Source organism: Collinsella sp. HCP28S3_E9, from assembly GCF_052065455.1.
Lineage (GTDB): Bacteria > Actinomycetota > Coriobacteriia > Coriobacteriales > Coriobacteriaceae > Collinsella.
This window is the reverse complement of the sequence record NZ_JBQHTZ010000016.1, coordinates 38,104-45,167: the sequence shown is the minus strand read 5'-3', so window position 1 is coordinate 45,167 and position 7,064 is coordinate 38,104. Positions and strand designations below refer to the sequence as shown.

The following is a 7,064-nucleotide window of genomic DNA, read 5'->3' as shown; positions in this document are numbered from 1 at the left end:
CGCAAATCCGCACCGGCTTCGGCCGCCTGCCGGCGTCCTCGCCCGCGGGCTAAAAACGCTTACGCGTTTTCTTTACGCCCGCGCCCTGCATAGAGTTCGATTCTCCGCGGTATCTATAAGTAATAAAAAAGCAGGTAGGTGCGTTTACCTACCTGCCTGTAGCTATTGGTGGAGGCGCGGAGAATCGAACTCCGGTCCACGAAAGCCCCCTGATTGGCATCTCCAAGCTCAGTCGCTGGTTTAGTCTCGGACGCTTTGCGCGCAGCGACACGCTCGCGGCTTCCCAACCGGTTCGGTCTTAGCCCGCGCCATACCGATTACGTGCGCGGGAGCATTCCCCTAACATGACGTCGCGCCGGTGTCGGGGAAATCACCGGGTTGACGCGCCGCTATAAACTAAGCAGCGAGAGCCATAGGCTCAAAAGAAGAGTTGTTGTCAATTCAATTTGACGGTACCCCTGTTTAACGAGGCGAGGAGACCTCGGCTTGCTTCCTCTCTCAGAGCTATCGTGTCGAAACCAGTCGCCCCCGAATGTTGGGAAAGTCTGGATGGTATCGGGCCTGCAAACACCCGATAACCGTCGACTTTTCAAGGAACACGCGGGGTGAACCCCGCTCGTGGATAGCTATCTTACCACGTTCTAAAGGCAGACAGCTGCTCTATGCACGAGCTGTGAAGACCCTAATGTGCACCATACTTCGCATTTTTGCCACTGAACGCGTCACGTATATTTTCCCCAAGCAAAATTGACCCGTCGAAAGGACCGTTATGGATACCAAGCAGCAACTCGTCAATGCCCTCGCAGGCCTGGGCTCGACCATTACCGAAGCCATGGATGTCATCGAAGGCTTTGTCCCCTGCGGACATCCCGCCCTCACGGTATCAAACGCACTCGTCGCGCTGGACGCTGACGATGATGCAGCTCTCGCCCAGCAGTTTGAGACCGTCGCGGGCTTTATCGACCACGTGAGCGAGAACCGCGGCGTGGCCGCCTACCACGGCATCGAGGTCGAGCTCGCAGGTCCCAAAGCCGATCTGCTCGCAGCAATCCGCGAGGTAGGCGCCCTTATGCAGACCGCAGGCGTCAAGAACACCCAGGTCAACGAGTGGGTCTACCGCAGTCTAGCAGCACTAAACGATTCCGACGAAAAGGCCGCCGAGAAGCTCGCCGAAGCTCCCGTCATCAAGGCAGCGCTTTTGTAATTAAAGGATGCGTGGCCTTCTGAGCACCGACGTTCCGAAGGCCACGCAAACAGTTCGCGCTAACCGATAGCCGCGCCACCACGTTCGGCCAAAGCTAGAATCGGCATCATTTGGCGCGGGGCCTTTGCTGCAAGATCGGCATGTTCGAGCAGCTTGCGATTGTTGGTCACCAAGTAATCGATCTGCGCGCGCTTGCACGCGGCGAGTACCAAGTTGTCCTCGTAATCGCGATGGAGCGCTAAGTATTTGTCGGCCAGCCAAAGGTCCGATGCATCTGCACCCACGGCCGTGGCGTTTTCGGTCACGTTCCGAACAAACGCCAACGCCGCATCGCCAATTGCACGGACAGATGCCTCGTCGAGCGCTCCCCCGCCGGCAAGAACGCTACGCTTCGGCTCGTGTTGGACAACGTACAGCACGTCCTTGGCGATATGCACCGGAAAAAACAGCAACGCCCCCGTCTCCGTCGCCTGCCCAATAAACGCGCGCGCGGCAAGCGACTCGGTATGCTCGGCGCAAAACGAATCGACCCATACGTTGGCGTCCACCATGATCTTAAGGGGGCCTCCGCTCACAGGATCATCCCCTTTTGGCGATAATGCTCATCCATGGCTTCGGGATAGACTGTGTCCCAGCTGCGGTCATCAGACGCAGATGATGTATCGATGCCCAGGTCCGCGTAAAGCTGATCCGCCGCCGCCCATGATGCGACAAACGGCGAGGTGCCACCAGCACTAGGCGGTTGGTCGTCAACGGCCGACAACGCCTCTTCGCACGAACCGCCACCCTGCGCTACCTTGGCCACCACCTTTTTGATGAGCTCGGGCGGTGACCCGCCCGAAAGCCGCAGCGCCTCCTCGGCACGGTTCTTGACCTGGCGATCCACGCAAACGTTCACCTGCGCCATGCCGCTAGCAGCACCCACGTCGATCTCGCTCCCTTCAATTGCTATCCTCGATAGCAACACTATATAGAGACGCTATCAATTGGGGTCAAATGCAAAAGGCCTGCGCCCGGACGACACCGATGCCGTCTGGGCGCAGGCCAGATAACGTGGGCAAACACGTCTGCTAACGCAGGTAAGCCTTCGCGTTGCTCAGGCTGTAGGCGATCGTCGAGCCGTTGTGCAGCAGCGACGATGCCTGCGAGGCAATCGCGCCGGTAATGCCCAGTGCCAAGAGCGCCGAGTTGGTGAGCATCACCTTAGAGTAGGAGCTCGTCAGACGATCAACGAGGCCCTGGCTCATACGGCGCAGGCGCACGATCGCAGCAAGATCCGTATCGGTCAAAGTGCGCGGAACCGATGATGGCGCGACGCCCTTCGATTAACGAAGTGATGCCGTGCGCCACGATGTACTCGACGGCAGTATGCCGCACGCGATGCCCTGCACGCAGGCATTCTTTACCGGAGCGCTGGCGAGCAGCTTGATGCCAGCCGTACCAAGCAGAAAACCGCCACCGACAAGCAGGGTGTTAAACGTCGGCTTCTTCATGTTGCTTCTCCCTTTTGCCGCATTGGACACGGCACGGTGCCTCAGCACCCGAGTGAATAAGTTTACTAGAGCACACTTTTGGAAAATAATTTATCTAACTATTAAGGTCAAAAATGGTTAACTTTCTGGAAATCTTAGGGTGCAGACCGGCCGACTTTCGACAATCGGTCTGCCGCAACGTACATCTCCGGCATCCAAGAAAGACTCTCCCCCGTCCCAGCAAATCGAGGTCTAATACTTTTCCCGAGAAGTGAACGAGCAAAATCGGACCCCTGAAGCATCCGCATTTTTTAGTAACAAAACCGCAGGGAAAACTCGGCAAAACCGCAGGAAACAGCGTCCAAATAGTGTCGATGCTTCAGAGGTCCAAATAAGGTCGTTCACTTCTCGGGAAAAGTATTAAGCTTCGCTTTCCACAGCCCAAAAATGTGACCAAGGGACCGTCCCTGCGCCACATCCACAAAAAAATGAGGGTGCCAACGGCACCCTCATTCACCAAATTCCATTTAGCCCCGCCTGACCTGAACGGCTGAGTCGCCACGGAACCCGGGAGCCCGGCAGGGCGGGCGCTTGCTCAAAATGAGTTACCTTCAAAAACAATGGGCGCGCCAACGGCGCGCCCATTCACTCTATTTCCATTCAGCCCGACTGACCAGAACGGCCGAGTCGCCACGGAACCGAGGGGCCGGGCGCAGGGCCTTGCCTCTCAATGAGTTCCGCACGAACAGGAGGCGCCAGTGGCGCCTCCGTCGTGAGTCAGGACTGTCCGAAATTGAGAGGCAAGGCCCTGCGCCCGGCCCCTCGGTTCCCGCTTACGAGAGCGAGGTTCTCAGCAACTCGTTGAAGAGCTTTGGGTTACCCTTGCCGCGACTCGCCTTCATGCACTGGCCCACCAAAAAGCCGATGACCTTCTGGTTGCCGTCACGATACTGCTGTGCCTGCTCGGCACAGTTTGCCAGCACCTCGTCCACAATCGGCTGCAGCGCGCCGGCATCACTCACCTGACGCATACCGCGCTCGTCGACGATCTTGTTGGGGTCGTCGCCGGTCTGGGCCATGGCCTCAAAGACCTCGTGAGCCTGGTTGGAGCTGATGGCATCGGTCGCCAGCAGCTTGGCAAGCGCTGCCACCTGAGCCGGCGCGATGCCGGACTCGGCGAGCGACACGCCCGCGCCCTTAAGGTAGGCGATCATCTCGTTCACCAGCAAGTTTGCAACCGTCTGGGCCTCCTTGCCAGCCATACCGGCAGCGGCGGCCTCAAAGAACTCGGCAAACTCCGGGTCACCGGCGATTTGCTCGGCATCGGCCGCCTTAATGCCAAAATCGGCCTCAAAACGGGCGCGCTTGGCATCGGGCAGCTCGGGAATCTCACCTCGGCAGCGATCGATGAACTCGTCGTCCAGATCGAACGGCGCCAAGTCGGGGTCGGGGAACAGACGATAGTCGTCGGCCGTCTCCTTCACACGCATGACCACGGTGCGCTTGCGGCTGGGCTCCCAGTGGCGGGTCTCCTGATAGATAATGCCGCCCTCCTCGAGCACCTCGGCCTGGCGGCAAATCTCGTAGGCAAGGCCGTCGTGCAGGCTCTTAAACGAGTTGAGGTTCTTGAGCTCGGTTTTGGTGCCCAGCTTGGTCTCGCCGCGACGGCGCAGCGACACGTTGCCGTCGCAGCGCATAGAACCCTTCTCCATGGAGCAGTCCGAAATGCCCAGCGTCACAAAGATGCGACGGAGCTTTTCCATAAACAGGCGAGCCTCCTCAGGCGTACGCAAGTCGGGCTCGGTGACGAGCTCGATCAAAGGCGTGCCGCAGCGGTTGTAGTCGACAAGCGACTCGGCCGCGGCGGTAATGCGGCCCTCGGCACCGCCCACGTGCACCATCTTGGCAGCGTCCTCCTCCATGTGGATGCGAAGAATGCGGATGGGCACCGTGTAGGAACCGTCCTCGCGACGCTCGGGCATCTGCAGGTTGGACGCGTCATAGCTGGCCAGATGGCCGGCACGCTGATTGCCCTCGCGCATGGTCGACGTCATGGACGTGGACAGGCCCTCGGCGTTGGCCGAGGCGCTCGCCAGGCTCTGGGCCTCGGCCTCGCCAAACGCGCAATCGGGGCGCTCTGCAGCGCCGCGACCAGTCACGTCCAGGTCCAGGTGACCGTACATGGCAAAGGCGACCGGACCCTGCGTGGTCTGGAAGTTCTTGGCCATATCGGGATAGAAGTAGTGCTTGCGGTAGAACATCGAGTGGCGCTGGATCTCGCAGTTGGTGGCGAGGCCGGCCTTAACGATGCTCTCGATGGCGCGCTTGTTGGGCACCGGCAGGGCGCCGGGCAGGCCCAAGCACACCGGACACACGTTGGCGTTGGGCTCGTCATCGTGGCTGAGCTTGCAGTTGCAGAACATCTTGGTATCGAGTGCGGTGAGCTCGGTATGAATCTCCAGGCCGATCACGGCCTCCCAATCCTGCAGGACCTCGGAAAGCTCCTTCATTACAGCTCGCCTCCCTTCCCGGCAAAATCGGGTGCGACGGAAAGCGCGGGCGCACCCGTGGCGGCATCGGCAAAGCCGCGCTCCAGGGCGCGGGCAAACGTGAGCAGCTGACGGTCCTTAAACGCCGGACCCACCAGCTGGGCAGAAACGGGCAGCTGAGTATCCTCGCCCAAGCCCAGCGGCACCGAGATACCACCGTTGCCGCAAATGTTGAGCGAGATGGTGTACAGGTCGGAGAGGTACATCTGCGTGGGGTCGCTGATCTCGCCAAACTTAAAGGCCGTGCGCGGCGAGGCGGGCATGAGGATGGTGTCCACCTTGGCATACGCGCTGTCGTAGTCCTGCGTGATGAGCGTGCGGGCCTTTTGCGCAGCGTAGTAATACTTGTCGTACACGCCCGAGCTCAGCAGGTAGGCGCCGAGCATCTGACGGCGCTTGGCCTCGGCGCCAAAGCCGTGGGCGCGCGACAGCGAGCTCTGGTCGGACAGGTTGGCGCAGCCCTCCTCCTGATAGCCGTAGCGAATACCGTCGAAGCGGGCCAGGTTGGAGAACGCCTCGGCCGGGCCGATGACGTAGTAGGCGGCGATGGCGGCATCCAGGTGCGGCAGGTCGACCTCGACCAGCTCGGCGCCCTGGTTCTGCAGCTCCTGGGCGGCGCGCTGAACAGCGGCCTTGACCTCGGACGTCAGGCCCTCGGCCTCCATAAACGCGGGGATGATACCCACGCGCTTACCCTCGATGCTGTCGTTGAGATGCTCGGTAAAATCGACGGCGCAATCCTGGCTGGTGCAGTCGTACGGATCGTGGCCCGCGCCGGTAAGCGCGTTCATGGCCAGCGCGACATCCTCGACCGTGCGGCCGAAGGGGCCCACCTGGTCGAGCGACGAGCCAAAGGCGACCACGCCGTAACGGCTCACGGCGCCATATGTGGGCTTAAAGCCCACCACGCCGCACAGCGACGCCGGCTGGCGAATGGAGCCGCCGGTGTCCGAGCCCAGCGAGAGCGCGACCTCGCCCGCGGCGACGGCGGCAGCGGAGCCGCCCGAGGAGCCGCCGGGCACGCGCTCGGTATCCCAGGGGTTGTTGGTGCGGTGGAACGCCGAGCTCTCGGTGGAGCTGCCAAAGGCAAACTCGTCCATGTTGGCCTTGCCCATGGGCAGGCAGCCGGCATCGAGCATGCGCTGGACGCAGGTGGCGGTGTAGACGCTCTCGTAGTTCTCGAGCATGCGGGAAGCGCAGGTAGTGCGCGTGCCCACAAGGTTCATGTTGTCCTTGATGGCCAGCGGCACGCCCGCGAGCGGGGGCAGCGGCTTGCCTGCGGCACGATCGGCATCCACGCGCGCGGCGGCCTCGAGCGCAAGCTCGGGCGCCACCTGCAGGAATGCCTGGACCCCGCCCTCGCGCGCCTCGATGGCGGCAAGGGAGGCCTGGGCCACCTCGGTAGCGGTAAAGTCGCCCGCGGCAACACCCGCGGCAATCTGGACAGCGGTAAGGGAATCGAAGCTCTGCGCCATTACTCGCTCTCCCCCTCTCCCAAAATGGACGGCACGCGGAAGTAGCGGTCGCGCGCGCTGCCGGCGTTTTCGAGCGCGACGTCGAGCGGCAGGTCGCGCTCGGGCTCGCGCAGGTCATCGCCCATCACGTTGGACAGGCTTCCGATGGGATGGAACGTGGGCTCCACGTCGGGCAAGTCATATTGCAAGACGGGCTCGAGCATCTGGACGGCATCGTTCATGTAGGACGTCATCTGGGCGAGCTCGTCATCGGTCAGTGCGATCTTTGCGTACTCGGCGATACCGCGCACGTCTTTCTCGCTGAGTGCCATAGGCGCTCCCTTCCGCATAACAGTTAAACCGCTCTAGTATACAAGGCAACGCC

Annotated in this window: 8 protein-coding genes and 1 other RNA gene; 1 reads left to right on the top strand and 8 read right to left on the bottom strand. The window is 61.3% G+C overall.

What is annotated here, in order from left to right:
- Positions 1 to 166: 166 nt before the first annotated feature.
- Positions 167 to 530, bottom strand: a transfer-messenger RNA (tmRNA) gene (gene ssrA, locus ACTNA2_RS08110).
- A 239-nt stretch (positions 531 to 769) separates the two neighbouring features.
- Between ssrA and ACTNA2_RS08105 the strand changes: the two genes are divergently transcribed.
- Complete coding sequence (locus tag ACTNA2_RS08105) at positions 770 to 1,204, top strand: hypothetical protein (protein ID WP_154518567.1); 435 nt, start codon at positions 770 to 772, stop codon at positions 1,202 to 1,204.
- Between the two features lie 59 nt (positions 1,205 to 1,263).
- On the opposite strand, the gene ACTNA2_RS08100 is transcribed toward ACTNA2_RS08105, so the two are convergent.
- The 7 genes from ACTNA2_RS08100 to gatC form a co-directional block, all read right to left on the bottom strand.
- Complete coding sequence (locus ACTNA2_RS08100) at positions 1,264 to 1,779, bottom strand: type II toxin-antitoxin system VapC family toxin (protein ID WP_441049166.1); 516 nt, start codon at positions 1,777 to 1,779, stop codon at positions 1,264 to 1,266.
- Positions 1,776 to 2,129 (bottom strand): hypothetical protein, encoded by a 354-nt coding sequence (locus tag ACTNA2_RS08095; RefSeq protein ID WP_441049164.1) that lies wholly within the window; start codon positions 2,127 to 2,129, stop codon positions 1,776 to 1,778. The genes ACTNA2_RS08100 and ACTNA2_RS08095 overlap by 4 nt, the downstream gene beginning before the upstream one ends.
- 145 nt (positions 2,130 to 2,274) lie before the next feature.
- A complete protein-coding gene (locus tag ACTNA2_RS08090) occupies positions 2,275 to 2,493 on the bottom strand; it encodes a hypothetical protein (protein ID WP_195838627.1) in 219 nt (72 codons plus the stop codon).
- A 36-nt stretch (positions 2,494 to 2,529) separates the two neighbouring features.
- Positions 2,530 to 2,697 (bottom strand): hypothetical protein, encoded by a 168-nt coding sequence (locus ACTNA2_RS08085; protein ID WP_441049162.1) that lies wholly within the window; start codon positions 2,695 to 2,697, stop codon positions 2,530 to 2,532.
- Between the two features lie 812 nt (positions 2,698 to 3,509).
- Complete coding sequence (gatB, locus tag ACTNA2_RS08080; RefSeq protein WP_368139013.1) at positions 3,510 to 5,186, bottom strand: Asp-tRNA(Asn)/Glu-tRNA(Gln) amidotransferase subunit GatB; 1,677 nt, start codon at positions 5,184 to 5,186, stop codon at positions 3,510 to 3,512.
- Positions 5,186 to 6,700 carry an Asp-tRNA(Asn)/Glu-tRNA(Gln) amidotransferase subunit GatA gene (gene gatA, locus ACTNA2_RS08075; RefSeq protein ID WP_441049159.1) on the bottom strand — a complete coding sequence of 505 codons (1,515 nt, stop codon included), beginning with the start codon at positions 6,698 to 6,700 and terminating at the stop codon, positions 5,186 to 5,188. The genes gatB and gatA overlap by 1 nt, the downstream gene beginning before the upstream one ends.
- A complete protein-coding gene (gene gatC, locus ACTNA2_RS08070) occupies positions 6,700 to 7,011 on the bottom strand; it encodes an Asp-tRNA(Asn)/Glu-tRNA(Gln) amidotransferase subunit GatC (protein WP_035136890.1) in 312 nt (103 codons plus the stop codon). Before gatC ends, gatA begins: the two co-directional genes overlap by 1 nt.
- Positions 7,012 to 7,064 lie beyond the last annotated feature (53 nt).